The 24,752-nt window shown below is 37.2% G+C and carries 22 protein-coding genes and 1 pseudogene; 7 read left to right on the top strand and 16 right to left on the bottom strand.

All coding sequences use genetic code 11. From position 1 onward, the window contains the following. Positions 1–427: 427 nt before the first annotated feature. Positions 428–1,171, bottom strand: coding sequence for an SDR family NAD(P)-dependent oxidoreductase (locus ACNQGS_RS11240; protein ID WP_491487372.1), 744 nt, complete (start codon positions 1,169–1,171; stop codon positions 428–430). A gap of 383 nt (positions 1,172–1,554) precedes the next feature. Between ACNQGS_RS11240 and ACNQGS_RS11235 the strand changes: the two genes are divergently transcribed. Beyond that, a complete protein-coding gene (locus ACNQGS_RS11235; protein ID WP_491487371.1) occupies positions 1,555–1,833 on the top strand; it encodes an HU family DNA-binding protein in 279 nt (92 codons plus the stop codon). A gap of 335 nt (positions 1,834–2,168) precedes the next feature. On the opposite strand, the gene ACNQGS_RS11230 is transcribed toward ACNQGS_RS11235, so the two are convergent. The 3 genes from ACNQGS_RS11230 to ACNQGS_RS11220 form a co-directional block, all read right to left on the bottom strand. Further along, the gene (locus ACNQGS_RS11230) at positions 2,169–3,041 is read right to left on the bottom strand and encodes an RNA polymerase sigma-70 factor (protein WP_491487375.1); all 873 of its coding nucleotides are present in this window, start codon (positions 3,039–3,041) and stop codon (positions 2,169–2,171) included. Next, complete coding sequence (locus tag ACNQGS_RS11225) at positions 3,019–4,320, bottom strand: phytoene desaturase family protein (protein ID WP_491487370.1); 1,302 nt, start codon at positions 4,318–4,320, stop codon at positions 3,019–3,021. The genes ACNQGS_RS11230 and ACNQGS_RS11225 overlap by 23 nt, the downstream gene beginning before the upstream one ends. Before the next feature lie 384 nt (positions 4,321–4,704). After that, a complete protein-coding gene (locus ACNQGS_RS11220) occupies positions 4,705–5,124 on the bottom strand; it encodes a GNAT family N-acetyltransferase (RefSeq protein WP_491487369.1) in 420 nt (139 codons plus the stop codon). A 371-nt stretch (positions 5,125–5,495) separates the two neighbouring features. Between ACNQGS_RS11220 and ACNQGS_RS11215 the strand changes: the two genes are divergently transcribed. After that, positions 5,496–5,558 (top strand): excalibur calcium-binding domain-containing protein, encoded by a 63-nt coding sequence (locus ACNQGS_RS11215; protein WP_491487374.1) that lies wholly within the window; start codon positions 5,496–5,498, stop codon positions 5,556–5,558. Positions 5,559–5,674: 116 nt separating this feature from the next. Here ACNQGS_RS11215 and ACNQGS_RS11210 read toward each other — a convergent pair whose 3' ends face one another. The 3 genes from ACNQGS_RS11210 to ACNQGS_RS11200 form a co-directional block, all read right to left on the bottom strand. Further along, complete coding sequence (locus ACNQGS_RS11210) at positions 5,675–7,363, bottom strand: P-loop domain-containing protein (RefSeq protein WP_491487368.1); 1,689 nt, start codon at positions 7,361–7,363, stop codon at positions 5,675–5,677. Positions 7,364–7,774: 411 nt separating this feature from the next. After that, positions 7,775–8,941, bottom strand: coding sequence for an iron-containing alcohol dehydrogenase (locus ACNQGS_RS11205; protein ID WP_491487367.1), 1,167 nt, complete (start codon positions 8,939–8,941; stop codon positions 7,775–7,777). 437 nt (positions 8,942–9,378) lie between these two features. Then, complete coding sequence (locus ACNQGS_RS11200) at positions 9,379–9,744, bottom strand: winged helix-turn-helix transcriptional regulator (protein ID WP_491487366.1); 366 nt, start codon at positions 9,742–9,744, stop codon at positions 9,379–9,381. Between the two features lie 203 nt (positions 9,745–9,947). Here ACNQGS_RS11200 and hxlA point away from each other — a divergent pair, with 203 nt between their 5' ends. Then, on the top strand, positions 9,948–10,580 hold the full coding sequence (hxlA, locus tag ACNQGS_RS11195) for a 3-hexulose-6-phosphate synthase (RefSeq protein ID WP_491487365.1): 633 nt from the start codon (positions 9,948–9,950) through the stop codon (positions 10,578–10,580). An 8-nt stretch (positions 10,581–10,588) separates the two neighbouring features. Further along, positions 10,589–11,146 (top strand): 6-phospho-3-hexuloisomerase, encoded by a 558-nt coding sequence (gene hxlB / locus ACNQGS_RS11190; protein ID WP_491487364.1) that lies wholly within the window; start codon positions 10,589–10,591, stop codon positions 11,144–11,146. A gap of 335 nt (positions 11,147–11,481) precedes the next feature. On the opposite strand, the pseudogene ACNQGS_RS11185 reads toward hxlB, so the two are convergent. From ACNQGS_RS11185 to ACNQGS_RS11170, 4 genes and pseudogenes are all read right to left on the bottom strand, one after another. Then, positions 11,482–11,618 (bottom strand): annotated as a pseudogene (locus ACNQGS_RS11185) (glutathione-dependent formaldehyde dehydrogenase); the annotation flags it as partial. Positions 11,619–11,727: 109 nt separating this feature from the next. Beyond that, entirely contained in the window at positions 11,728–12,822 is a 1,095-nt protein-coding gene (locus ACNQGS_RS11180) for a Ger(x)C family spore germination protein (protein ID WP_491487363.1), read from the bottom strand. Then, positions 12,819–13,907 (bottom strand): GerAB/ArcD/ProY family transporter, encoded by a 1,089-nt coding sequence (locus tag ACNQGS_RS11175; RefSeq protein WP_491487362.1) that lies wholly within the window; start codon positions 13,905–13,907, stop codon positions 12,819–12,821. Before ACNQGS_RS11175 ends, ACNQGS_RS11180 begins: the two co-directional genes overlap by 4 nt. Next, positions 13,908–15,272: a spore germination protein gene (locus ACNQGS_RS11170; protein WP_491487361.1), complete on the bottom strand. Its 1,365-nt coding sequence runs from the start codon at positions 15,270–15,272 to the stop codon at positions 13,908–13,910. A 415-nt stretch (positions 15,273–15,687) separates the two neighbouring features. Between ACNQGS_RS11170 and ACNQGS_RS11165 the strand changes: the two genes are divergently transcribed. After that, positions 15,688–16,779: an LLM class flavin-dependent oxidoreductase gene (locus ACNQGS_RS11165; protein ID WP_491487360.1), complete on the top strand. Its 1,092-nt coding sequence runs from the start codon at positions 15,688–15,690 to the stop codon at positions 16,777–16,779. 168 nt (positions 16,780–16,947) lie between these two features. On the opposite strand, the gene ACNQGS_RS11160 is transcribed toward ACNQGS_RS11165, so the two are convergent. Next, positions 16,948–18,822, bottom strand: a complete 1,875-nt coding sequence (locus ACNQGS_RS11160) for a sigma-54-dependent Fis family transcriptional regulator (RefSeq protein ID WP_491487359.1) — start codon at positions 18,820–18,822, stop codon at positions 16,948–16,950. 677 nt (positions 18,823–19,499) lie between these two features. On the opposite strand from ACNQGS_RS11160, the gene ACNQGS_RS11155 reads away from it, so the two are divergent. Continuing rightward, entirely contained in the window at positions 19,500–19,670 is a 171-nt protein-coding gene (locus tag ACNQGS_RS11155) for a hypothetical protein (RefSeq protein ID WP_491487358.1), read from the top strand. Positions 19,671–19,745: 75 nt separating this feature from the next. Here ACNQGS_RS11155 and ACNQGS_RS11150 read toward each other — a convergent pair whose 3' ends face one another. Further along, the gene (locus ACNQGS_RS11150; protein ID WP_491487357.1) at positions 19,746–19,892 is read right to left on the bottom strand and encodes a hypothetical protein; all 147 of its coding nucleotides are present in this window, start codon (positions 19,890–19,892) and stop codon (positions 19,746–19,748) included. 343 nt (positions 19,893–20,235) lie between these two features. Between ACNQGS_RS11150 and ACNQGS_RS11145 the strand changes: the two genes are divergently transcribed. Further along, on the top strand, positions 20,236–21,249 hold the full coding sequence (locus ACNQGS_RS11145) for a DUF3231 family protein (protein WP_491487356.1): 1,014 nt from the start codon (positions 20,236–20,238) through the stop codon (positions 21,247–21,249). A gap of 468 nt (positions 21,250–21,717) precedes the next feature. Here ACNQGS_RS11145 and ACNQGS_RS11140 read toward each other — a convergent pair whose 3' ends face one another. From ACNQGS_RS11140 to bla, 3 genes are all read right to left on the bottom strand, one after another. Continuing rightward, positions 21,718–22,527 carry an aldo/keto reductase gene (locus ACNQGS_RS11140; RefSeq protein ID WP_491487355.1) on the bottom strand — a complete coding sequence of 270 codons (810 nt, stop codon included), beginning with the start codon at positions 22,525–22,527 and terminating at the stop codon, positions 21,718–21,720. 138 nt (positions 22,528–22,665) lie between these two features. After that, positions 22,666–23,052, bottom strand: coding sequence for a VOC family protein (locus ACNQGS_RS11135; RefSeq protein ID WP_491487354.1), 387 nt, complete (start codon positions 23,050–23,052; stop codon positions 22,666–22,668). Between the two features lie 355 nt (positions 23,053–23,407). Beyond that, positions 23,408–24,340 (bottom strand): class A beta-lactamase, encoded by a 933-nt coding sequence (gene bla, locus ACNQGS_RS11130; protein ID WP_491487353.1) that lies wholly within the window; start codon positions 24,338–24,340, stop codon positions 23,408–23,410. Positions 24,341–24,752 lie beyond the last annotated feature (412 nt).

Raw genomic sequence — 24,752 nt, 5'->3', positions numbered from 1 at the left:
CAACTTGCATACAACCAATCTCCTCACTGTTATTTATTTTGAGAATACAACAAAACCAAGTTTCACTATAACTTATTCGAATCATCCAGTTTAAATTCCTTCATCGATTCGAGTTAATGCTTTATGAACTAAGCAGTGACTTGGGTTAAGGTTTCCTGCTGCATCTTTTCCAAAAACCCCAATTACCTCCGGATAGCCCAATTCATATCGAATTGGGCTATTCTATTTTACTACCGTAAAATAATGCATTTTCGGTGCAATTTATATGTATTCTTGAGTAAATTCCGTTTTCGCAATAGAAAACGAGATCGGTTACTAATTTCATTACATACAGCTTATTGATAATCAGCATTATTTAGTTGTGCGTCTAATGATGACAATATAATACCCCAACTACCAAAAGTCGGGGTACATAAGTTTATTTTAATTACAAGTCTGAAATCATACCGCCATCGACTACGAATTGTGCTCCAGTTGAATAACTAGAATCATCAGAAGCAAGGTATATAACTAAATTAGATACTTCTTCTACTTCTGCCCTTCTTCTTAGTGGAATATCTTGCTCAAGTTGTTTTAGGTACTCTTCAACATCTGGTTGGTCAGCCATAGGTGTTTTGATAATTCCTGGATGTACAGAATTTACACGGATGTTATACTGTCCAAGCTCAGCAGCCGCACCTTTAGTCATACCAGTTACAGCATGTTTTGAAGCACTATAAGCAATCGCTGTTGGCGCACTTACTAAACCATCTACAGATGAAATGTTAACAATAGAACCTACGCCAGCTTTTTTCATTGAAGGAAGTACTTTTTGCATTCCTAAGAATACGCCAAGCTCGTCTACTTTAAATGTTAATTCGAAGTCTTTTACAGTTAATTCTTCTAATGTTTTGAAGATACCAATTCCTGCGTTGTTTACTAAAACGTTGATAGGACCGAATGTACCCTCTGTTTTTGTGACAACTTCTACCCAGTTCTCCTCACTAGAAACATCTAATTTAATAGCGATTGCGTTTACTCCTAATTCATCGGCTAGTTTTTGGGCACCTTCAAAGTTAAGATCAGTAATCGCTACTTTCGCGCCTTCTTCTACGAATTTCCGGGCATGCATAGCACCCATACCTTGTGCTGCCCCTGTAATGATTGCTACTTTTCCATCTAATTTTCCCATTTTGAATTTCTTCTTTCAATATTTCAAATTCATTTTCAGTTAAGAAAACAACTTCATGTACGATTTCTATTATGTGCTTCTAGAGAACAAGTTAATAACAAACTGTCTGTTGATTATTTTCCATTAAATAGTCTCGAATTAAATATATTTTTATTTACATATACCAAAGGAACTCTTTCTTCTTGATTTATCCTCAAAGGTTATAATCCCAAAAATTCTTGAAAGATTTTTCTTTTCTTGTTGAACTAAACTGTTAGTTAAAGTAATGTTCTAGCAAAAAGTAACAAGATACAAAATAGTTATATCTTGCGAACTTATGTACTATGTGGTAAAAATGATGTACGCCCATTAAGGGAACAGTGTATTTTAAAGGAGTGTTATGAATGAATAAAACAGATCTTGTGAGTCAAGTGGCTCAAACTTCCGAACTAACCCAGAAAGATGCTAGTAAAGCTGTAGATGCCATTTTCAATTCTATTTCGCAAGCATTAAAAAATGGTGATAAAGTTCAATTAATTGGTTTCGGTAACTTCGAAGTTCGTGAACGTGCTGCTCGTAAAGGACGCAACCCACAAACAGGAGAAGAAATTGAAATCCAAGGTGGAAAAGTACCTGCATTTAAGCCTGGAAAGCAATTAAAGGATGCTGTGGCTGGTAAATAAGTACTCTTAACTACATAACAAAAAAAGTGATGGTCTCGAACCATCACTTTTTATTTGGGATCTACATTGTTAGTTGTAGAAACCTATTTTTTTCTATTACAAACGATTTGTATTATGTTTCCATCAGGGTCTTGTACCAACCCGACCTTAAATCATTTAAATAATTATGGGGATGAGATAACATATTAGCACCATTTTCAATTAAATACTGGATGGCTTAATCGGTATCTTCTGTCCATACAACAATTTCGCAACCCCACCAGGGTTTAACCCGTGAATTTCTTTTGCAGATTCTTTAGAGGCTCCAGTATATTATGAATTACTATTGGATGGTTTCAAGTTAGGTAAAGATGTCTTAACTTTTCCGGATTTGCTACAGTATAAATCGCTTCGATCTTATGATCTCGATAAGCAAAAGAATAAACGTATTGAATCCCTTCATCCAAACGAATGTGGATTCCGGGGAGCCCATTCACCATGAGGAACGAGTACGTAAATTTACCCGCATGCATGTTGATCATATTTCGATGAAGCTTCAGCACTTGCTCAAACCCAACAACTGGCACTTGTGCCGCGCTTACTTTGCCTCCGCCGTCCGAGTAGAGCACAACATTCTCACTTACCAATTCAAGAAGCTTCGTCGTATTACCTTGCAACAATGAATTCACAAACTCTTTAATCTTATCCTCCGCAATGGAAACCGACGGTTGTTGGTCCGGATCGAAATGGATGCTTTTTTTGGAGCGGTGGAAAATTTGCCGGCAATTTGCACTGCTTTTCCCTACTATATCGGAAATCTCTTCAAACGAATAATGAAAAATCTCTCGAAGAAGAAAAACCGCCCTTTCCGTTGCACTCAATTGCTGCAGAAGCAGAAGATAAGCCGTAGAAATCGACTCCGACCGCAAATACCTATTGGATGGATCGTCGTCCGAAGCCCCTCTTTCAACCAGGGGCTCCGGAAGCCATGGACCGACGTACATTTCCCGTTTTTTGGCCGACGAGCGCAAAAGATCAAGACAACGGTTCGTTACGACTTTATATAAAAATGCCCTTTCGTTTCGGATTGTCCCGACGTCAGACAGTCCGTCATAGCTCAAAAAAGCATCTTGTACGATATCTTCCGCATCCATGACGCTGCCGAGCATTCGATAGGCTAACGAAAACAGCTCCGTTTTATAACGTTTATATAATTCCTCTGTGCTCATAAAAGGCATTCCTCTCCTTCCCCTCAAGGGAGAGCATGTGTTGTATGGCTCTTTTGGCGCTTGCCGTCGCGGCATCAACCAATACTTCACCGTGCGACGCCCATTCTCCTGCTACATATAATCCTTGTATTTCCGGGACAGCGGGTCCAGGATTCTCATGACGTTTCATATGCATAAAGTCGTGACAAACCGTCATTTTAGGAAGGTATTGTTTGACAATCAATTCTTCCCGCCATCCCGGCTGCATCAAATCCAGCACGCCTTCCAGTTCTTGCAAATCTTTATCCGGGTCCGGTTCTTTCCCCTGGTACTTAATGAGCGATATGACTTGCGTACCATCGTCGCTTAGATAAGCCGCACGGGAATAATTGCTAAGAAGCACGGTCTGATCAATCCCGTAAGCAAATTGTTGTTTAGGCTTGGGAAGTCGTTTCAAGGCCACATCCAGGCAAGCCGCTGTGATCTCAATCGATTGCTCTTTCCAGGTATGAAGGGCGGTTTCCTCTGCAAAAGGCACCAGCTGGTTTGCAATAGAAGGCGGTGTGGCAAGAATAACATAGTGCGTTTCGATTTTCGTTCCGTCTTTACAGAGAACCTGCCGCACGATCCCGTCACGGGTATCGATGGACAAGACTTTGGTATTTGTTAATAACCGTACCCCCAGGTCGGATGCCTTTTTCCGCAATTCCTCGATCAATTCTCCCCAGCCACGATCCAGGTACAACGCACCTTTAAGGGCATTCTGCAGCTGTTTCAATACAGGACCCGCGGTTGGCAAATCCGGCCCGACTACATAACTGGCGGCACGAAGTAACGAATAAAAGATATTACGAACCATAGGATCTTGCAAATTCCCTTCTACCCATTCACGGACACTGATCCGGTCAAATTGACGAGTATCCGCTTTTGAAAGTTTCATAAGACAGGAAGCAAACTCCAGCTTTCCTTTCCAAGACAACAGCGGGGTCGTAAACAAGGATTTCATATCCGAAGGCAAGGTGTTCAATTTCCCTTTCCAAACTCCATAAGCGAACGATGAAGGCTGCTTTCCTTGCAAGGTCAGCCCCAATTCCCGGAAAGTCGCGTACGCATCTCCCTTATACAAGGCATGCGCGCCCAGATTGAAGTAAGCTCCTTTCTTCTTGTTGGTAACGGCCCTGCCTCCTAAGCGATTTTGTTTTTCAATGACCACCGTTTGTTTCCCGGCTTTCGCTGCGTAAATTGCAGCGGTTAAACCCGCAATACCTCCACCAACCACGACTACATCAACCTTTTGCATTGCTCATCATCCCTTTCAAATTTTACCTGTATGACGGGCAAGGGATGTGATTTGTGACAGAAAAGAAAAAAAATTAAGGGAAATCTCCTCGGTTAACTGGATTTTCGAGTTAGTTCCCTATTCATGCTGATTTCTACTCTTCGCTTTTCCACTATTTGTGATACGGTTCACCAGTATTAATGCTGAACTACATCCTCCATAATCTGGATCTTAAATGAAAAACGGGAACTACTCTTTACAAAGGAATAGCGCCCGATAGTGGAAGATTAAGATCCTGATTATAAATTGTTTCCTTATGCTTGTTTAACTAACAACTTCGTTACATGAATATGCAAAAGCGTTCTCATTATTGAGCATCGTAAATTTATTTTTTGTTAATGACTGTTAGGTCAATTTTTTTTCAAAATAATACTGGTTATATCCTTTAGGGTGATCTTCAACTTTTCCAACAATCTTATATCCACATTTCTGATAAAAGTCTGGTGCCTGGAAGCTAAAGGTATCTAATAATATTAACCTACAATTATTTTCTATTGCCGTTTTTTCAATATGATTTAATAACTCTTTTCCATATCCTTTTCCTCTTAACGAATGATCAACCCATAGATACTCGATATGTAGATGGTACCAGACAATCGTTCCAGTAATCCCCCCAACAATTTGTCCCTCATCATTTCTAAGCACAGAGCTAACTTTCATTGAAGACTGTTTTACTTCATCAGGTAGTAACGAAAGGTTGTATTCAATTACCTTTTTTCGTATATAATCACTATCCTCTTGAATCCACTGCTTTTCAATTTGCATCCCTTTCCTCCTTTATTTAATATCCATATTGGATTTTTTTAACAACTTCTTTTAATGCTAGTATTCGTCTTCTGTTTTATTACAAAAACAACTGGTTGAACATTTGCGGAAATTAATTGATCCTTGTTTCGCTTAATTGATATTCTTAAAGTAAATTGTCTCTTTATAAAATATTGTAATATAATCCCATTATACAGAAAGATAAGTAGATTCCTATCAACTATTATTAAATTTCAAAAATCCTGATTTATTCCTTCTACCTTTCTAGCACTTACAACTCAAATCTACTTTCGGATATATCAGTTAATCATTCAGTTTAAGTATTGTTAAGCAAATATAAAAAATAATCCCGTCTCATTATTTGAGAAGGGATTATTCATAATCAACAATCTAAATTAGATAGAGATAACGATAATTTTGCTTGTGAAAGATAGTGTATTATCACTTAGTAGACCTTTCTAAGGTTATCAAGCCATCCTTACATATTCATTAATTAACTTAACTATTTGATTGCCAAGATAATCAAAGATAATCAATATTTATGTCGTAATTAGAGGTGTTCAGAGGGCTCAAGCTGAATAAAATTCAAATGTTTCATTCGATTTATGACAGATAATACTTCATTTATTCTAGGTAATTCAAGCCATCTTTCGAAGCCAGGGAAAAAGGAAGAAAATACAATATCCACTCCTTCTCTCTCCATATCTTCGAGAGCTTTTTTGATCTTTTCATGAAGAAAGATGACGCGATCCTGATTACTTATCGCTATTTTTCGAATTAAAAAGGCAATAGCTGCAAGCTGGGCGTGTGATGTGATATTGTAAAGACCTCTGATATCAATTTGTTCATCACCTATCATCAGGTATCCCGTGGTTGAAACCATCAGCTTTTCAGTACCACTTCCCTGTGGATAGCTTGAAAAGTGATCGGTGGTTATTTTTCTTTCTATCTCCCAATTTGTAAGGGGGATACGTTCACGTGGTTTGTCGTGTTCACATAAATTTTTTGCTTCCTGGGTTACGTTTTTTGGCACAAAATTGTCCATCAAGATGATTTGATCGGCTACGGATAAAAATTCACCGCTGCCTCCAATAACAAGAACGGAAGATACGTGGGCAGCCTCATAAAGCTCCCTGACGCGTTCGGTAAAAGGTGTAATGGGTTCATGCTTGATTAATGAACGCATTTTGATGTCTTGAATCATAAAGTTGGTCGCACTTCTGTCTTCATCAATAAGAAGAAGCTTACACCCGAAGTTGATTGCCTCCATAATATTGGCGGCTTGAGATGTGGAACCTGAGGCGTAGTCAGTCGAAAACTGTTCAGCCGAACTATTGGGTATCCATTTTATGAAAGGCGTAATATTGATATTTTTTATAGAACGGCCTTCCTCAGCAGATATTTCCATTGCACTTTGATCGGTAATCACAAATTCTCGTCCGTCTTCTTTGATGTGATTGTAAATCCCCGAATTTAGTGCATCCAGCATTGTGCTTTTACCCGAATAACCACCGCCGGTGATGACCGTCACACCTTGTTTTATTCCCATTCCACGCAAACCGCAAATTTCGACTTCCACATCTTTCGGGGATGTAAAAGGGAAAGCACCCTCTAGTGGCCCGCTGTTATCTTTATTTCTTGGCAAAATGCTGCCATTCCCAATAAATGCACAATAACCACTGGATTTCAGGCATTCGCGAATCCTATTTTGTTTTTTTACCAATTCAAAGGCAGCATTTAATTTGATGAGATCAAACTGGGCAATAAACCCCTCCACTTCTTTTGGAAGCATTTTGCAGAGCATGCGCATAGCTTTATTATTATCCTTGAATGGAAGTTGAACTGTAATCATTAAGCATAGATACCATTTTTCCGTGATGACCTCAACATAGGATGCATTACGTTGCAACACCACATTGGTTGGACGAAAACAATAAAAAGCACCATTTTCTTTATCAGAACGTGACCGGTTATAAATCAATTCATTTAATGCCTCAATATGATCAACCCATTCTCTTAATGCAAAATCTGAGAGAACCACTTGATCCATATTTTCATCTAAGCTGAGACGGTCAAAAGGTATTTTTATCGTGATACATGGTTTATCCTGTGTGAGTTTATGTGTCCGTTCAAGTAAAAAGGCAACATCATTATTCCAATAGATTGGGTCTTCATAAATCATACTGTAAGATGACTGTCCTGATTGTAATGAGCGAAAATATTGAGCGAGTCTTTTCATAAAGCATCATCCTTTCATGTTGGGAAAGCGATGAATAACGAAAAACAAAAAAATAACAGCCACTCCGTAAGTGGCTGTCATAATAGATTGGCAAGAAAGCTGAAATGATCCTTCTGCCTAATTATAAAAGCCCTGAGAGTGAATCCTACCCTCAGAGCCTAATGTATTCGTAAAAAAAATAACTAAAAAGCAATATGAGGATAAGACGTATATTTTTTTGTGTTCATTATCCTCACCTCGTTAAGATTTATTTTTACAGCACCGCAATCATAACATTAATTTTACCATTTGAATAGAGGTACATCGCGTCCTGTTTTTTTTGACCGACAAACTTTGATTTCACCGAGTTTCTTCAACTTCTAAGCGGTTACTTTCCGAATTAATACCCGGATAAAGTGTATGATTTTCTATTTAGAACGTTACATCCTGGCCATAAAATGCGGCTACATATAGTTTCTTCATATCTTCTACAGATGTTTCACGTGGATTAGTACTTGTACATGGATCTTGTACGGCATTTGCCGCCATTTCATCTACGTGTTTATTAAACATCTCTTCAGATACTCCGTATTCTTGAAGTGTATTTGGAATGTCCATTTCACGGTTCAAGTCACGAATCCAAGAAATTAATGAATCCACCAGTGCCTTATTCGTCTCGCCTGCTAGACCGAGTCGTTTCGCAATCGCTGCAAATCGATCCTCGACTACCGTACGATTAAATTGGATTACATATGGTAAATAAATCGCATTGGCACAACCATGTGGGATATTAAATGTCGGGCCGCTTTTGTGTGCGAGGCTGTGCACGTTTCCTAGTACAGCGTTGGCAAATGACATACCAGCCATCGCTTGTGCATAGTGTACTTGCTCACGAGCTTTAAGATCACCTTTAAATGATACAACAAGATTTTCTTTAAGTACTTCAGCTGCTTCAATCGCCAATGAATCTGTGAAAATGGTGCGCGGCTTGGCTACATATGCTTCGATCGCATGAGTTACTGCATCCATACCACTATAAGCGATCATATGCTTAGGCATATTTTCGACCAAAACAGGATCAATAATAGCAAGATCAGGAGTTAACTCGAAATCTGCCAAAGGATATTTGATGCCTGTCTTTTCATCTGTTATGACTGACAAATTGGATATTTCAGCAGCTGTTCCACTTGTTGTTGGAATTCCGATGAATTTTGCTTTTGTACGTAGTTTTGGTAAGGTGAAAGGACGAGCTGCCTCTTCAAATGTTAATTCTGGATGCTCATAAAATAGCCACATTGCTTTTGCAGCATCCATAGGCGATCCCCCACCTATTCCAATAACCCAATCGGGTCTAAATTCATTTAATTGAGCTGTACCTTCTTTTACCATGGCTACAGTTGGCTCGGACACAATTCCTTCTACAATATATGTTTCAATATTTGCTTCTGAAAGTAACTGTTGGATTCTATCTAACTGGCCATTTTTCTTAATGGATCCTCCACCAATCACTAGCGCTGCCTTGCTTCCTTTCAATGTCTTTAAGATATCTAAAGCATTTTCTCCGAAGTAAATATCTCTTGGTATAGTAAATCGATTCACGATGTTTTCCTCCTAGTTGTCATAATCTTGTTGAGCAAAATTAAAGCTCTTCCTGCTCACAAAACTGACTATACGCCGTATTATCAATTATTAAAAGTACGCACTTTATTTTTATATACATACAAAAATGGAACATAGTATACAAAAGTATACTATGTTATTTGGTCGATAAGTCGATAAAGATAGTCGTTCCAATTCACCCCTAATAGATGGCCACTAATCCCACAAGCCTTCTCGAAAAAGTAAACCTATTCACCATAAAACATATACTATATGAAAAATAAAAAGCCTTGGACAGAGAGAATGTAAACATCACTGTGCAAAGCTTTTCGATATTAGTTTTATTCCACTCTTTACATATACAGTAAAAAACCACGGTTAATAATAGCTAACCGTGGTAAGTTATGATTGTCTCACAGCATGAAAAGAAACTTCCATTACTTAATGGCTGATTGATCATGAGTTTCTTTTTCCAATACATTCTCAATATAATCTTTGCCCCACTGATACATAGCATCTAAAATCGGTAAAAGGCTTTTTCCATGCTCAGTCAATGAGTATTCCACTTTTGGTGGAACTACAGGGTACACTTCACGATGTACAATTAAATGGTCTTCAAGTTCACGTAATTGGTTGACAAGCATTCTTTGGGTAATCCCTGGCATTAGGGCTTTTAATTCACCAAACCGTTTCGTTCCCTCCTTGCCTAGATGCCATAAAATCAACATTTTCCACTTACCGCCAATTACTGAAAGTGTTAATTCTTTTTCACAGTTAAAGAATTTCTCTCCTAAATTTGGCACTCACTTCACCTCTCCCTTATAGTACCCAATAGTATACTTTTTATCACTATATGCAATTAAAGTGCGTACTTTTTATTTAGCAACATACTCAGTATACTAAGAAACGTGCTAGTGAGTACAATGTTTTTCAAAAGGAAACATTTACACATGTTTAATGGCATCTATTAGCACAATGAAAAATCATCTAGAAGGAGCGAGCTTATATGAAATTACAATTAGCATTAGATCTTGTCGATATTCCAGGAGCCATCGAAGTCGTGAAAGAGGTACAAGATCATATTGATGTTGTCGAAATTGGTACACCTGTTGTTATTAATGAAGGTCTTAAAGCTGTGAAAGAAGTAAAAGCTGCTTTTCCAAACTTAACTGTATTAGCTGACTTGAAAATTATGGATGCAGCTGGATATGAAGTAAGCCAAGCATCTGCAGCAGGTGCTGACATCATTACGATTCTTGGAACAGCAGAAGACGAGTCCATTAAAGGCGCAGTAGAAGAGGCTAAAATACAAGGAAAAGAAATCCTTGTAGATATGATTGCGGTAAAAGACATTGCAGCACGTGCCAAAGAATTGGACGAACTTGGTGCTGATTATATATGTGTACACACAGGTTACGACTTGCAAGCTGTAGGAAAAAATTCCTTTGAGGATTTGCATACCATTAAGAGTGTTGTCAAAAACGCCAAAACTGCCATTGCTGGTGGAATCAAACTAGAAACACTTCCAGAAGTTATTAAAGAGCACCCTGACCTCATTATTGTAGGCGGCGGAATCACAGGTAAAGAAGATAAAAAAGCTGCTGCCCAAAAAATGCAGGAATTGATTAAACAAGGTTGATTCGGGCGATGAATACGACTGAATATTTAGCACAAGTTGTTCAAGAATTAAGTCAAACGGCCCACTTAATTTCTGATGAACAAGCAGAGAAATTAGTAAACCAGATTTTAGAATCCAAGAAAATCTTTGTGGCTGGTGCGGGCAGATCCGGATTTATGGGGAAAGCCTTTGTCATGCGTATGATGCACATGGGGATTGATGCCTATGTGGTAGGTGAAACCGTAACAGCCAACTTAGAAAAGGGCGATCTATTAATTATTGGGTCAGGTTCAGGAGAAACGAAAACGTTGGTTGCCTATGCCGAAAAAGCGAAAAGCTTAGGGGGTACAGTCGCCGCTATCACCATTTCTCCCGAATCCACCATTGGAAAATTAGCTGATTTTATTGTGAAATTACCGGGAGTAACGAAAGATCAATCTGCCGGTGATTACAAGACCATTCAGCCAATGGGATCTCTATTTGAGCAAACGATGTTGTTATTTTATGATGCCGTCATCTTGCGCTTTATGGAGAAAAAAGGCTTAGATTCTAATACTATGTATGGTAAACATGCTAATCTCGAATAGATATACAGAAAAGACCACATTTTTAAAATGTGGTCTTTTCTAAGACTTTGTTGCTTTTTGCTGCCTTTTTAAAATTTCGTTCTACTAAATAGACGGAGGAATTCCGCCTAATCGGGAAAATGGATGTAAATGAGCTGAAATAGACGGAGAAATTCCGATTAATTGAATTTAAACCGCAAAAACAGGGAACTTTTCTTTGCACAACCGGAAAATCTCCGCTTATCTATTCCAAAAAAGACCTCTATTTTGCAAATAGTCGGAAAACCTCCGCTTATTGGTTACTCTTCTAAGGGGTCTATCCCAATTGGCCAGCCATTCCTAATGCAGCTCTGATTCTCCTTAGGCTCAAACTCGTTATTCCTTATTTTAATAAATGACTGGAGCTTGCCCCATCCTTAAATTTACATTTCTAACCCAAAAAGCCCCTAATGAAAATACATTTTAATTTACCGTATATACCTGTTAATTCCAATCAACTCCACCCCAAGAGGATTGCAACTTTCGCAACAGAACAATTTGGCCGAGATGATACGTATCGTCATGAAAGTGCACCACTTAAAATTTATTTATAAAAGAAAAAATCAATACATTGCCCCAGTACCTTTTAGCTTAACCTCCGTTTTTACCTTAAATTCCAAGGTTGAATATATATCCTTCCATTTAGCTTTTAAATCTTTTGTTGTCCCGTATTTCGCCTGGTACTTTAAACCAAGCCCCAGTGGATCGGCACCTACCTGTTGAAGATGAACAAGAAAATCCTTTACCCTTATGTTGATTTGATTGGATGTCTTTCTTTCATATTTTGAAATCTCGCTTCTTTTGTGAAGAGTTGCGTTTGACTCTTCAACGAATCCCTGAATTTTTATTTGAACCTCCACATAAGGTTTTCCTCTTTTAGGTACAACAATCTCCCATTTGGTTTTTGTATTTTCAGCATTCACAAAAAATTCCTCTTTCCCTTTTCCAACATTAATTAAAGTTGTTTTTTTAGGGTTTAGAAGTTCATTTAATAATCTTGTTTCATTCTGATTTAATTCAGCCTTTAGTTTTTTTCCTTTTAACACTACTGAAGAATTAATCCTGAAAGACCCTTTAATAGGTTCGATAATTGGCAGATAAGGGTCCACTCCATCTTCTCTCAGCCTCATATAATAATCGTTTAGAATTTCCGACATGACATAAGGCGAATTATTGGTTACTTCATTAAAGGATAAGATAAGAGCATTTCCGGGTAATCTTTCAGACTTCACATCCGACGAAAGAATTTTTTCCGCTGAAGGCTTTCCAACAGCTATATAGGAAATCCCTTGAATATCAGGACGTTTGATAAACCATTTCATCAATTCCATCTGGTCATGCAGTAAAATATCTTTATTTAAAACAATCACCCTGCAATGACCAAAATCCAACTTTTTATCTACCATGGACTGGATGACCCGAATAGCTTCGGGAATAGAATTTGACTCTTTGGCAATAATTTGAAACTCCGATTTCCCAGGTTCAACCTGTGCTGAAGGTATGGCCAACTTCACCATAACACGGTACGGATTTTTCTCATCATGTGATGCATCAACCCCAACTGCTACTACAAAGAAACGTTTGTCTAGGTCGTTATATTGACATCCAGTTAAAATAGACATAGTTATTATAAATATCAACACAAAAAGAGTTTTCATGTTTTTTTCCTCCTGGATAAGAAAAACACTAAGGCTACTAACATCATCTCTGCAGGAAATCGAATGTTTAACCAAATCTTGACTATATAGAAAAACTCTCTTTGATTCGTAATAGATTGGAGGATCAAAGTAAGTAGACCAATACAGGTAAGAAAACCCATTTTATAAAATTTACCTTTTTTCTCATTAGCCTTTCTCCCAATAAATAACCCTTCTAAAAGTTTGAGCCCTACATGCCATGTGAGAATTCCGAACAATAAGATTAGCAAAAGATACAGAAAAAGAATCAAATAAAGAACTCTCTCGATAAAACCAAATTCCATTCTTAGTGAATCAGAGATGAATATCCAAGGAAAAACTACATCGTTGACACCATTAACCCCCAAAAAAGCAATTGGTATAAAAAATGTAGAACAGATGACTAAAAGTCCAATGATGGGAAGAATCCATAAAAACTTTATAACCTTTTTGGTATCAATATAGCGATTTATAATGACCAAATTGATATATCCGATAAATACATAGGTGGCCGCTGCAATAGAACTATAGCTTGGCATTTGCCATGTATTATGGAGCATTCTAAAAATATGGTCCCAATAAAAGTATTTACTGCTTAAAGCTTTGAATAGAATAAAAGCTACTAATGGTGCAGCAGGGAGAACGACAATCTCGATTAAAAACAGGATAGAATCCGTTTTTCTTAATGCACCAAAAATGATAATTAAAAGCAGAAAGGCTAGGACTACTTTCATACTCATATTGGGGCTAATATATAGCTTAATGACATAACTGTACGAAATTAATGCAAATGCTCCTGCAGCAATCCACATTAAAGCCAAAAAGGCTAAATAGGGAGCCCGAATAAATCCTGGAATCCTTTCATGGAAAATTTCAGGAAGTCCCTTTTGAGGGAATTTGCTCATGGCATAAGTAAATAAAAAAACAAATAATCCCCCAATTAGTACACTTAAAAACATAGACATAATGGTGCCATTAAAGCGATTCTGAATTAATACCGCTGGAACATTAACCATAATGTTCAACATCATAGTTAATATGACAATATAAAAGAGATGGCGAACCAATTATTGATGCCCCTCCTTTGAATTCTCGGTAATGGTTTCTATCTTATCCGAGGATCCCCAATGCAAAGAAAGAAAAGGCGTTCCAAAACTCCGTATATCAACTAAAACACATAGTGTGACTATAATCCCTGCAACCAGGCCAACCATTCCAAAGAGAGTAGATGCTACGATTAGAGGGTACCTTATGCATCGAATAGCAAAGCTCATGGCATTAATAGGAATGGTGAAGTTGGCAATTGCCACAAATGCGGTAACGATAATCATAATGGAACTGACAAGTTCTGCCTGCTGGGCGGCTTGTCCTAAAATAAGCCCTCCTACAGTTGTTGCGGTGGGCCCAATTGCTTTTGGAAGCCTTATACTTGCTTCTACAAGCATTTCGACCGCCAGCATCATAAATAGAACCTCATAAAAAGAAGGGTAAGGAACCCCTGCCCTACTGCCTGCAATGGTCAAGGTAAGCTGAGATCTTAAAATTTCAGGATTAAAGGATGTAATCGCAATATATAATGCAGGCAAAACCAGTGTAATCAGAAGGGCCGCATAACGAATTGTCAGCATGAGTGTTTTTACCCAATAGGCATGATATACATCATCCATTGAAGACATGAAATCAAAGAAAACAGCAGGAAGGCTTAATGAGAAAGGCGTTCCATTGATCAAGATAACGATTTTACCCTGTGAAAGATTCAGTGTGGCTCTATCTGGCCTTTCTGAAATCATCGTGGTTGGAAATAAGTTAATTTTCTTCCCAGTTAAAGCATGATCTAATTGACCTGCAGCTTGAACGACATCCATTTCAACATTACTAAGTCGCTCCTTTAACTTTTTTAGGACATTAAAATCGACATAATCCACATCATATAATAAAGCTATTTTAGTCTTGGACAATGTGCCGACTTCTTGATATTCAACTCTTATTTTGTTGGTTGGGTATCGTTTTCGAATAAACGCAATGTTTTCATCCAAATCCTGTGAAAATGCCTTTTGTGGCCCTTGGACGGACATTTCAACTGATGATTCCTGTGCTTCAGCATTAATTTGTTTTTGAATCTTATAGGAGTAAACAGAATTGGAAATAAAAATTAGAACACATCCATCTACCACAAAGGACTGAAGATCCTCACCATTCTGAATGACATTTATAGATGGTAGAGACAATAGATGTAAAATATATTTTGATTCCTTCTCACACATCATTAAAGGCTGAATTATATCATTCTTAATTTTCTGACCATCGCATATGCTTTGGAGGTACACCAAAGATATTTCTTGTTTGAAATACTCAAAGGTATGAATAATTAAATCCTTTGTTTCTTGGAATTGGTGTTTTAAGGTAATTATCATTTCTTTTTGATTTTTCATATAACTCACCTATTGTGTAAGAATGTCTAAGTTAGTATGGGTAATAAATGGTATTCCATTCATCAGACAAATTCTGTTAGGCGAATCCTAGTCTAATCACAAAGAGAGCTAAGCTTTCTTTTTTAGCCTAACCTAGAGCGTTAACGATGCTCTTTCAAAGCGATTACGAGTAAATTTTATTAGAGTTATAGTCCTCATTATGATTGAGAAAAGTGAGAAAAGTGAGAAGCTGAGAAATAGAGTAGAATTTTAGATTTAATGGCTGCGATGAGAAAAATGAGAAATTTCTAGTCATCATATTACCGCTAAATTTTTAAAAACATGGATAGGATCAGTACATTTTTCCTTTTTTTAAGTTGGCACGAAATTTGCACTACTAATAAAGTGTAAATGTATGTAAAAAGGAGATGAATGTATGGAATTAGGTTTATTTTTAATGCCGTCACATCCACCAGAAAGAAGTTTATATGATGCAACGCAATGGGATTTAGAGATGATTCAGTATGCTGATACACTTGGATATCAAGAGGCTTGGATCGGTGAGCATTTTACTGCACCATGGGAACCTATTCCAGCTCCGGATTTAATGATTGCTCAGGCTTTAACGTCAACTAAGCAGATTAAACTTGCACCAGGTGCTCATTTACTGCCATACCATCACCCGGTTGAGCTTGCTCATAGAGTGGCATATCTTGATCATCTCTCACAAGGGCGTTTAATGCTGGGAGTTGGAGCAGGAGGCCTGCTGACAGATAGTGAAACCTTTGGTGTTGATGCTGCAAATGGCGAGAATCGAACCATGATGGTAGAAGCTTTAGAAATCATGCTGAAACTTTGGAATGAGAAAGAGCCTTTTCAATTTGAAGGAGCTTACTGGAAGGCAAATAAAATTGAAGGCAATCCATTTGCAGGTTACCATATTTATCCTTACCAACAGCCACACCCGCCAATTGGTGTTACCGGATTAAGTCCTGGTTCGGAAACATTAAAAACCGCTGGTGAAAAAGGATTTATTCCAATGAGTCTTGGGGCTAACAATGAATATATAGCCGGTCATTGGAAATCTGTTGAGGAAGGTGCAAAAAGAAGCGGCAGAACTCCATCGAGATCTGAATGGAGGATTACACGTGATGTGTTTGTAGCAGATACGGATGAGGAAGCAATTGAAGGATCACTAAATTCAATGATGGGAAGGCAGCATCGCGAATATTGGATTCCCCTTTTCCAAAGTCTTCGTGCAGTATCTGTATTCAAGCATGAAGAATCTGTTGATGAATCACAAATTACTCCTGAATATGTTGCCAAACACAATTGGTTTGTTGGCTCTCCAGAAACTGTAGCAAACAAAATCGTCAATCTTTATGAAACGGTTGGCGGATTTGGAGCCTTACTCGTAACAGGCTATGATTATAGCGAGACACCCGATATTTGGAAAAAATCAATGAGATTACTTCAAGAAGAGGTTATGCCAAGAGTGAACCACAAAATAGCTAAAGTTCATATATAGGCAATACCTTTAACTCTTCCTTTTTAAAAATAACCGATACACAAAGGGGATAGGCTCCCCTATTCAATAGGTAACAATCAGAAAAGGGCCAGATTGGCCCTTCTTTTTGGATCGTCTTATCACCAAAACCAATATATATTGAATTTGGCTATGAAACATATTTTTTCTTTAAATATTAAACTTTTTCATTTTACGGTAAAACGTACTTAAAGGCATTCCAATTAACGAGGCAGCTTCTCTTATATTGCCATTCGTACTCTGAAGAGCTTTTATCATGTTTTCTTTTTGAAGCTTATGATTGTTTGAATAAAATCCCCCCTCTAACTTATTTGTTGACTCTACTTTAGGTTCTATTGGTGTGCTAGGATTGTCATGGCTTTCTTTAATATAAGAAGGCAAGTGTGAAAGCTTCAGTGATTTCCCTTCAGATAAGATCGTCATTTTTTCCAAGACATTAAATAGTTCCCTGATATTGCCGGGCCAGGAATACGTCGTCAATTTATCCATAATAGTTGATGAGATAGTAAGATTTATATTTTTAGACTTAAAAAAATACTTAACCAGCTCAGGTATATCCTGTTTCCTTTCACTTAGTGGCGGTATTTTAAGATCAAATACATGGATACGATAGTATAAATCTTGTCTAAATTCACCACGCCTAACTAGTTCTTCTAATTTTTTATTGGTCGCTGTGATAATTCTTACATCAACAGGTATAGGCTTTTCCGAACCAATTGGTACCACTTCTTTCTCTTGAAGGACTCTTAATAAGGCTATCTGCATGGAAAATGGCATTTCTCCAATTTCATCTAAAAATATGGTTCCTTTATTGGCCTGAACAAATTTTCCTTCGTACCCTTTTTTTCTAGCCCCTGTAAAGGCGCCTTCTACATAACCAAATAATTCACTTTCTAATAATTCCTTTGGAATAGCCCCACAATTAACGGCAACAAAGGGCTGGTTTTTTCTGTCGCTATTTAGATGAATCGACTTAGCCACCACTTCTTTCCCTGTTCCGCTTTCTCCATAAATAGCAACCGTAACATTGGATTTTGCCGCTTTTTTCATCTCACTTAGAATCTTTCTAAAAGCGATACTATTTCCTTGTTCCCCTATAAAGGTAAAGTTTTCTACTGCAGAAAAATAATTATTAGAATTCTCATTTACATGCTTCACTAAATGTTGGAATCCAATTAATCGATGATCACCTGAATAAAGAGGCTGCTTTGTTAAAATTTTTATTCCAAAATCTTTCAGGTTTTTCACTTCAAAATCATAGGGGTTATTACCATCTCTTATGATTTTCATGATTGAATCACTAGCAGTAACAAAATAACCATTTATATCTGAGATCATCATTTGTTCATTGCCCTTTTGTTTAAACTGCAGAAATTGTTCTACCAAGGTAATCCGATCTCTTTGTTCCTGCAGTTTCCACTCTGATTCAATGGCATATGCTGTCGAAACAGCGAGACTATAAATATCGAATTCGTAATATGGCTGGTTCTTAGATATATCTAAAACTCCAATTACCTCACCACGTGAGTTTTTAATCGGGGCAGCTGAACATGTCCAGTTTTGTGATAGGAGTGAATAGTGTTCTTTCCCGACGACATGAATGGGTTCCTCTATTGCCAGTGCAGTTCCAATGGCATTCGTCCCGACTTCTTTTTCGGTCCACTTTACACCCTCAATGAGGTTTAATTGGTTACAGATCGGATCGATTATGCTATCTCTTATCACCTTTAAAACATAACCGTCAGCATCAGTAAGCATAATAATTCTAGATTTATCTTTGATGGATCTCCATAAGGATTGAAGATAAGGAGTGGCTATTTTTAATAACGTTTCATTTTCTGATACTTTACTGAAATAATCGTCACCGAACAATACTGTCTTGCCTTTGACTAAATAAGGATCTACGTTACTCTCTTTACATCTGTACCAAGATTCAAGAATTTGTTTAGAAATTCTGCTCGAATCCAATACATCTTCTTTCACAAATCTCTCCCAAGTGCGATTCAAAAGAATAGTATGATCCATCTTAAGCTCCCCTCCCCCTTTCCAAGCGGAAAACAATTACCATTTAATTTTGACAACGCTTACAACGGACGAAAAATGAATTGGAATGGTAAAAACCAATGTTATAGAGTGCATTTGTTCTAACTTCTATCTACAGTGAAATTAGCTTATGTTCACGTTAATAAAATGCTTAACAGCCAAATAAGGCTGTCTCTTTTACTTTATCAAGATACAGCTGTCTGGTAAAGTAAATTTTCGAAATTATCTGTATTTATAAAGAGCAGTGCCTGTCACTCCCCGAATAATGTCGAAGAATCGACAAAATGCGGGTGGTGACAGGCACTTTTTTATCTCGAATAGATATACAGAAAAGACCACATTTTTAAAATGTGGTCTTTTCTAAGACTTTGTTGCTTTTTGCTGCCTTTTTTAAGTCTCGTTCTACCAAATAGACGGAGGAATCCCGCCTAATTGGGAAATTGGATGTAAATGAGCTGAAATAGACGGAGAAATTCCGATTAATTGAATTTAAACCGCAAAAACAGGGAACTTTTCTTTGCACAACCAGAAAATCTCCGCTTATCTATTCCAAAAAAGAGCTCTATTTTGCAAATAGGCGGAAAACCTCCGCTTATTGGTTACTATTCTAAGGGGTCTATCCCAATTTGCCAGCCATTCCTAATGCAGCTCTGATTCTAATGGATAAACAAATAATCCACAAACCGGTCATTTCGATTAAAGCCGGTTCAGGTGTTACTGTGGGTAAATTAGAGGAAATTGCCTTCCGGGCAGATAAGGCCTGCTTCATCGGCAATACCTTAAGAAACAGTATTGATATCTCGGCACAGCCGAAAGTAATCGTATTATAATAGTGTTAAAGAAGCAAATAGCTAGATGTCGATTGACAAATCTTCAGAGTTTTTGCTTCCGTTAATTGAATATAATTACTGAAATAAACCGAATACCCAAATAATTAGATACATTGTAACCGCAACAATTATCATCCCTGCTAGCAAATAGCTAATCGACCTTATAATAAATTTAAAAACAGCATATACAGCACCTGCTAAGTCATCAACGAATTTCAGCACTAAAGGTCACTCCCAAAAATTGTCTGATAACTACATTTTAACATTATTTTCCTTATTAAAAACAAAATTTATATTGTCTAATCAACGTGTTCTTCTTAAACTCTTCTGCCCCGTTTAATAACGGTAATAAAAAAGGACTGCCGAAACAGTCAATTTTGTTGCCAAAATTGTATTGACCGAGATTAAAAGAAGAAATTTGAATAGAGATAAACCACTTCACCTTATAAGGATTAAATATACTTGGCAGAAATGTTATCTGTTTTACTCTAATTTGTAATAATACGTAATAATTTACACTATCTTGAAACATACTTTAGTTAAAAAATGTTAATGGAGGATTAAAGTGTTTAAGACTAAAGAACCGTTAAGTTCATCTGAATTAGGTATGCTATGGCTTACATATCAAGAAAAAACAATGATTCTAAGAATTTTAGAATACTTTTTAGAAAAAGCAGATGACCAAGAAGCTAAAAATATGATGGGTATGATGTGTCAAGAATTGGATTATTATATGGAGTTGATAGAAGGGATTTTTGAAAGTGAAGGTGCAGTCGTTCCTAAAGGATTTACAAAAGAAGATGTTAATTTAGATGCCCCCAAGCTATTTGACAACGGATTTGACATAATGTTCCTTCGCATTTTAAAAGAAGTCAGTATGGGTATGTATACCATTAATATGAATATGGCATACCGAATAGATATAATGACAATTTATGAAGGTCTGACTGCAATTACCCACAAGTGTTATAAATTGGCAACCGTTTATTTACTAAAAAAGGGGATTTTAACTCGCCCTCCTATAATAACTCTGCCTAAAAGAACTGAATTTATTGAAAGCAAACGCTATATGAGTGGATTTAAACCATTTAGTGAAAAAAGACCATTAAATGCTATTGAATTAGGGTTACTTCATTATGGAATTGAAGTGAATAACATTGGAATGCAACTTATTACTGGATTTGCCCAAAGTGCAAAGAACAAAGAGGTTAGGCAATATTTTGAAAAAGGTAAAGAACTCTCCAAAAAGCATATAAAAACTTTTCAAGATTTACTATTAGAAAGTGATATTCAGTTTTCCGCTACGATAGGAAGTACGGTAACAACTTCAACTGTTGCCCCCTTTTCAGATAAGCTAATGATGTTTTGCATCGACCTTCTTAATGGATTTAGTATTGTCGGTAATAGCTTTGGGACATTTTTTACATTAAGAAATGATATATCCTTAAAAACAGCGTTACTAGCCAAAGATGTCTTTTTTTATGGACAAGAAGGACTTGAAATTATGTTTAAAAACGGATGGTATGAAGAACCGCCACAAACAGAAGATAGAAATCAATTAATTAATCGAACTGAATAATTCAGGTCTTTGGACAGATAATAATTACACTAGTGTTACATTTAACACTAAATATCAATGTGGAGGGATATACTTTGAATATTCTTCTTAGCTTATTATCAGCAGTAGCTGCTTTGTTAATTAAAGCTACATTCATGTTTAATAAGATGGATTCTAAATTAAAATCATTAAGAATGCCACTTTAACATAAGCGTTGAATATTTCATAAAGTAACATCTAATTCACATTGAGAACGTAAAAGGTAAGCATTTGTTGTGCTTGCCTTTTTTTATATGCTGGATGATTAATCATTCATTACATTTAAAAGGTGGGCCAAAGTAGACACTTTCAACCATTTCTCTTAAATTGTTTAATTTCTTTTACACTATCCTGCCCCGTTAGTTCAATAAAAAACGGTACCAATCTCATTGTTTTGAAAAAAATCAAAATCCTAGCGATATTATCCATATCACTAGGATGAAGGAATAACTAATATAAGTTTTCAATTTTTTCTATATCCTTTGCAGATAATACGAAATCGAAAAGATCTATATTAGATGCTTGATTTTCACGGCTGTGAGATTTAGGAATAACGATTACACCGCGCCCGATTTGGTATTTTAATAAGACTTGTGCACCAGATTTTTTATAGGCTTTACCGATTTCATCCAAAACTTCTTTTTGATGGGCTTCGGCTTTCATAGGACCCCATGCAACAGGTGTAATGCCCTCGTCTTTTAATACGGCAAGGAGATCTTTGTTAGGTTCTTTTAAGTTAACTTGTATTTGATTAATAGCCGGCTTCACTTTAGCGAATTTTTTCAATTCATCCAGATGATTTTTTCCAAAGTTTGAAACGCCGATTGCTTTTAGTTTGCCCGCTTCGTAATATTCTTCAAAGACTTCCCAAGTGTTTTTAAGTTGTACTTTGTCTTCGATAGGGAAGTGAATAAGAAGCAGGTCTAGATAATCTGTTTGGAAGTTTTTTAGACTGTTATCGATTGCTGCTCGAGTAGCTTCCTTTGAAGAAATATATTCTTCGTTGGCTGGAACTTTTGTCGTAATGAATAACTCTTCTCGAGGCACTGTACTTTCTGCTAAAACTCTTCCGACAAGTTCTTCGTTTCGATACATGATGGCTGCGTCTATTGAACGGTAACCTAACTCAAGTGCTGATAGGAGTTCAGGAATTTCATTTGTTAATGCCCCGTTATACTCGTTATTTTCTTTTCCATAAGTATTGGTTCCTGTACCTACAATTGGCATTTTCAACCTATTATTAAGTGTTATGTATTCCATATTTTTAAGCACTCCCTCTGTATACTCTAATTACTTTACTTACAAAGTACATCATAACAAATTATAGAATTTTCAAATAGCAATATGAGAGAAGGCATTAATCCTATTTAGATCAACGCACCCTTTAGTTGAAGAAACTTATATTTTTCTTTTACAAACGATTTGTATTGGGTTTCCATCAGGGTCTTGTACCCAACCCGACCTTAGATCATTTAAAAAATTATGAGGTTGAGATAACATAGTCGCACCATTTTCAATTAAATACTGGATGGCTGAATCGGTATCTTCTGTCCACACAACAATTTCACACCCCATATTTTGACCAGGGTTTAACCCATGAATTTCTTTTGCAGATTCTTTAGAGGCTATTCCTAACTTGAAACCATCCAATATTAATTCATAATGTACTGGCTTACCACCAATTTCCGCTACAAAGGTTTGTGTAAAGCCCAGTTTCTGATAAAATCCTTTTGAGTTCTCTAAATGATCAACATATAGATTAATTTGTGGAGATTTAAAGTTCATAAACGTCCCCTTCCGTCATTTTTTTAATTTAAAAATGATGCTGCCACACACCTTACTGATTAAAGTTTAATAAGAAGATTCAACAAAATATTTATTAATCCTGCTTGGTTTATGCTCCCAATAGGTACTTTGCCTTGTTCAACTAAGTTCAAAAAAACAGCGATCCGTATTCAAACGTTTCGCTGTTTTTTATATTGGTTATCCCGCTGTAGTAAGCTTGTTTTCTGTATTTTTTGGTGCAGTCTTTTTAAACAATTCGAGAATGATTCTTACAATACAGTTGATGCCCAACTAAGCGGAAGCATAAGACAGGAACTGTTTTGAGAATTGTGATGCGTAAATTTGATGATATGTCCTATTTCAGAGCGTTAAGTGCCACCTTGGCCGCTTCTGCGATCAACGCATTGTCATAGGTGGCATTCTGTGTATCGCGGCTTGATAGAACGGCGATGACAATGGGAGCTCTATTCGGCGGCAACACAATCGCAATGTCATTCCGCGTTCCATAGCTTCCTGCCCCGCTCTTATCAGCGACTTCCCAGCCTGTTGGTGCACCAGCCCGGATCAAGGCATCTCCAGTGGCATTTCCCCGCATCCAATCTGTCAGGAGCGAACGTTTTTCAGCAGGGAGTACGTCGCCGACTGCGAAAGCCTGAAGGCTGGTTGCTAGTGCTTTTGGCGTGCTCGTGTCACGTCTGTCTCCAGGAACAGCTGAGTTCAAATCCGTCTCGTAGCGATCAGCTTGGGTTACGTGATCGCCAATCTGCCTTAGTGCTGCTTCAAATCCTTTAGGGCCTCCCAGTTTCTCTAATAAAAGGTTCCCTGCAGTGTTGTCACTATATCGAACAGCAGCCTCGATCACTTCCCGAAGAGTCATTCCGGTATCTACGTGAAGCTGTGTGACGGGTGAATACGTAACGATGTCCTCGCTGTCGTATGTAACTAACTCGTCGAGTTGATCAATGGAGTAATGCTGCAGCAATGCACCTGCGGCTAGAGCTTTGTAAGTAGATGCGAAAGCGAACCGCTCTTCGGGCCGATAGGAGACCTTCCGATTTGTACCTGTATCGATCGCGTAGACTCCAAGACGGGCATCATATTTATCTTCAAGTTTTGCAAACTCACGGTGTATTTGGGGTGCTGGTATTTTCCTGACTACCTTTTCGGGCTTGTCAGAAAGGTTATCGGTAGTCATCGACCAGCCGGCTAGCGGAACAATGGCAACCACTAGCACAAGCAGGGTAATTATAAAGCTTTTTATGTTAAAAATATCACTTGTTTTCCTCATAGTCTTTACCTCTTTCTATTAATATTTGAAGTTCTGAAAATAGAATAAGCGTCACTTTTTTATCTCTTGGCTCTGTTATTATTCATTGTTGATTATCGTGTAGGTGTGAGAATTCATAGGCGGAGAATTTCCGGCTAATGTATATAGATGAAGATTAAGAAGTCAGATATAAGCGGAGAAATTCCGAATAACTGCTCCAAATAAGACAAAATCCAAAGATTTCGATCATATAAACGGAAAAACTCCCCTTATTTTTAAGGAAATATAGGTATTTCCCAATATAAACGGAATTTTTCCGTTTATTTTTCAACCACGGTTAAATCAACATTAATCTATAACAGAGCCTATCTCTTAAAAAACTGCCCCGAAATGCTGGAGAGGAAAGGAATCCCTCCTTTCTACAATTTGATTA

It is taken from the genome of Neobacillus sp. PVCKKU3 (genome assembly GCF_058323225.1).
Note: the sequence above shows the minus strand (reverse complement) of the source record. Positions and strands in the feature narration are given on the sequence as shown.

Bases quoted from the DNA above. Each gene is read 5' to 3' on its own strand.
- ACNQGS_RS11155 (WP_491487358.1), top strand. From the start codon at position 19,500: ATGGATAAACAAATAATCCACAAACCGGTCATTTCGATTAAAGCCGGT.
- ACNQGS_RS11180 (WP_491487363.1), bottom strand. From the start codon at position 12,822: ATGAAAACTCTTTTTGTGTTGATATTTATAATAACTATGTCTATTTTA.
- hxlB (WP_491487364.1), top strand. From the start codon at position 10,589: ATGAATACGACTGAATATTTAGCACAAGTTGTTCAAGAATTAAGTCAA.
- bla (WP_491487353.1), bottom strand. From the start codon at position 24,340: ATGAGGAAAACAAGTGATATTTTTAACATAAAAAGCTTTATAATTACC.
- ACNQGS_RS11230 (WP_491487375.1), bottom strand. From the start codon at position 3,041: ATGAGCACAGAGGAATTATATAAACGTTATAAAACGGAGCTGTTTTCG.
- ACNQGS_RS11210 (WP_491487368.1), bottom strand. From the start codon at position 7,363: ATGAAAAGACTCGCTCAATATTTTCGCTCATTACAATCAGGACAGTCA.
- ACNQGS_RS11135 (WP_491487354.1), bottom strand. From the start codon at position 23,052: ATGAACTTTAAATCTCCACAAATTAATCTATATGTTGATCATTTAGAG.
- ACNQGS_RS11160 (WP_491487359.1), bottom strand. From the start codon at position 18,822: ATGGATCATACTATTCTTTTGAATCGCACTTGGGAGAGATTTGTGAAA.
- ACNQGS_RS11165 (WP_491487360.1), top strand. From the start codon at position 15,688: ATGGAATTAGGTTTATTTTTAATGCCGTCACATCCACCAGAAAGAAGT.
- ACNQGS_RS11220 (WP_491487369.1), bottom strand. From the start codon at position 5,124: ATGCAAATTGAAAAGCAGTGGATTCAAGAGGATAGTGATTATATACGA.
- ACNQGS_RS11170 (WP_491487361.1), bottom strand. From the start codon at position 15,272: ATGAAAAATCAAAAAGAAATGATAATTACCTTAAAACACCAATTCCAA.
- ACNQGS_RS11235 (WP_491487371.1), top strand. From the start codon at position 1,555: ATGAATAAAACAGATCTTGTGAGTCAAGTGGCTCAAACTTCCGAACTA.
- ACNQGS_RS11240 (WP_491487372.1), bottom strand. From the start codon at position 1,171: ATGGGAAAATTAGATGGAAAAGTAGCAATCATTACAGGGGCAGCACAA.
- ACNQGS_RS11225 (WP_491487370.1), bottom strand. From the start codon at position 4,320: ATGCAAAAGGTTGATGTAGTCGTGGTTGGTGGAGGTATTGCGGGTTTA.
- ACNQGS_RS11140 (WP_491487355.1), bottom strand. From the start codon at position 22,527: ATGGAATACATAACACTTAATAATAGGTTGAAAATGCCAATTGTAGGT.
- hxlA (WP_491487365.1), top strand. From the start codon at position 9,948: ATGAAATTACAATTAGCATTAGATCTTGTCGATATTCCAGGAGCCATC.